Below are 1,720 nucleotides of genomic sequence, written 5' to 3' on the forward strand. Positions count from 1 at the left end.
GCAGGCGCGGTGCCCGGGGGTGAAATACTCCTTTTGCGTAACGAGCCGTGAGGCATAGACATTCAAGGCTTCCATCATTCCCTCGCTCCGAAGACAACATAGTCCTCCGGTTTCAAGCAGTCTGCTGCCATGGCTTTCTCGTACATGACGATATAATCCTCAGGCGTGACATCCCGGCCGGCCAGGCCGCTGATCATATTCACAACCGCCGGCCTCGGCTCCACCCCGTAAAGGGCGCTTCGGATCTCCGCCGCAACCGGTCCCCCCGGGCCCCCGAACGAAACCGCCCGGTCGATGACAATGATCCGGCGAACACCCTTTAGGGCTTCCCGAAGGGCATCGAACGGAAAAGGCCTCCACAGCCGCAACTTGACCAGACCGACTGCGTATCCTTGCCCGCGAAGCCGGTCCACAGCCATAGAGACGGTCTCCCCGATGCTCCCCATCGTGATGAAGACCGTTTCCGCACCTTCAGCCGCATAGGTTTCCACCGGCCTGTAGTGCCTTCCGGTCAACTCCCCCATCTCCTCCCAGGCCTCGATCATCTCCGGCATTGCAGCGATCAGGGCGTCGTTCTGGACCTTCTTGGCCTCCGTATAGATCCCCGGCATGGCAAAGGCGCCCATCGTCATCGGACGGTCCGGGTCCAGACGGTTGACGGGCTCGAACAGGGGCAGGTAGCGCTCGACCGCCTCCTTGTCCCAGTAAGTAATGGGCTCGATGACGTGAGTCAGGATGAACCCGTCCATATTGATCATGACCGGCAGGGAGACGCTGCGCGCTTCAGCCACCCGGAAGGCAAACAGGACATGGTCAAAGACTTCCTGGCCGTTTTCCACGAAGAGCTGCACCCAACCGCAGTCGCGCACCGACATCACGTCCGTGTGGTCGTTCCAGATGCTGAGCGGGCCTGAAAGAGACCGGTTGGCCAGGATCATGACGACCGGCAGACGCATGGAGGGGACGATGAAAAGGATCTCGTTCATCAGGGCGAGCCCCTGGGAACTCGTGCACGTGAACGTCCGGGCGCCCGCCGCCGAAGACCCGCAGCAGACGCTCATCGCCGAGTGTTCCGACTCGACCGGGATGAACTCGGCCATCAGCTCTCCGTCGGCCACCAGCTCCGAGAGGTGCTCCACAATATGGGTCTGCGGCGTGATCGGATAAGCCGCCACGACATCCACGTCAGCCATCGCAACGGCATCCGCCGCCGCAATGGATACCTCGATACCAACTCGCTTGCCCATCATTCCTCCTCCGGGACCATCTGGATACACCCGGTGAAACATTCCGCGGCGCAGATCCCGCACCCCTTGCAGTAATAGAGGTCGGCCTCGAATGTCCCGTCCTCCCGCCTGCGGATCGCCATGTCCGGACAGAATAGGTAACAAACGCCGCAGCCGATGCACTTCGCCCGGTCCACCACCGGCCGGAAGGAGCGCCAGTCCCCCGTCCTGTAGAAGCGCGCGTTGCCCGGCTCGCGCACGACGCACCCCACTTCCAGATCCCCGCAGCGAAGATCCCTCTCCGATTCAACCATGGCGGGCCTCCTTCCGAGAAAAGGCCGATGGCAGCACCTGCGTTTCCTCGTAGGCGCGCATCAGGGCCTGGATGTTTTTCTCCGACACCCGGCCGAAGCGCGCCCTGAGGGCTTCGGTCAGCTCCGCCGGCGGAAAGATCTCATCGGCCTTCAACAAAGCCCCCAGCATGGTGGTGTTGG

3 protein-coding genes are annotated in these 1,720 nt (G+C 62.3%); all 3 read right to left on the reverse strand.

Going from position 1 to position 1,720, the window contains the following annotated elements:
• Positions 1–74: 74 nt before the first annotated feature.
• Positions 75–1,247: a transketolase C-terminal domain-containing protein gene (locus H567_RS0121210; protein WP_028322917.1), complete on the reverse strand. Its 1,173-nt coding sequence runs from the start codon at positions 1,245–1,247 to the stop codon at positions 75–77.
• Positions 1,247–1,540, reverse strand: coding sequence for a 4Fe-4S dicluster-binding protein (locus H567_RS0121215; RefSeq protein ID WP_028322918.1), 294 nt, complete (start codon positions 1,538–1,540; stop codon positions 1,247–1,249). Before H567_RS0121215 ends, H567_RS0121210 begins: the two co-directional genes overlap by 1 nt.
• Positions 1,533–1,720: 2-oxoacid:acceptor oxidoreductase family protein (locus H567_RS28900; protein ID WP_208598452.1), on the reverse strand; the 188-nt coding region annotated here is incomplete at its 5' end. The genes H567_RS28900 and H567_RS0121215, both read right to left, overlap by 8 nt.

The organism is Desulfatiglans anilini DSM 4660 (assembly GCF_000422285.1).
Taxonomy (GTDB): domain Bacteria; phylum Desulfobacterota; class DSM-4660; order Desulfatiglandales; family Desulfatiglandaceae; genus Desulfatiglans; species Desulfatiglans anilini.